At 68.8% G+C, this 218-nt stretch carries 1 protein-coding gene; it reads right to left on the bottom strand.

Annotation, left to right across the window (positions count from 1 at the left end; translation table 11 throughout):
- Positions 1-218, bottom strand: a 218-nt coding sequence (locus PQR02_RS40985; RefSeq protein WP_408243478.1) for an autotransporter-associated beta strand repeat-containing protein, incomplete at both ends; no start/stop codon positions are given.

Genomic DNA, 218 nt, shown 5'->3' with positions numbered 1-218 from the left:
TGCCAGCGTTGCGCCGCTGTTGACGGTCACCGCCGAACTGGCCGCGAACGCGCTGGCGATCCCCATCGCCAGCGTGCCGCCATTGACGGCCGTCGCACCGGTGTAGGTATTGAGCGCCGACAGCGTCAGCGTACCCGCGCCGTTCTTGGTCAGGTCCATGCCGTTCCAGCCGGCGGGCGACGCGGCCTGATTGGCCAGCACCACGTCCACGTTGAACG

It is taken from the genome of Paraburkholderia sediminicola, assembly GCF_046026895.1.
Lineage (GTDB): Bacteria > Pseudomonadota > Gammaproteobacteria > Burkholderiales > Burkholderiaceae > Paraburkholderia > Paraburkholderia sediminicola_C.
Note: the sequence above shows the minus strand (reverse complement) of the source record. Positions and strands in the feature narration are given on the sequence as shown.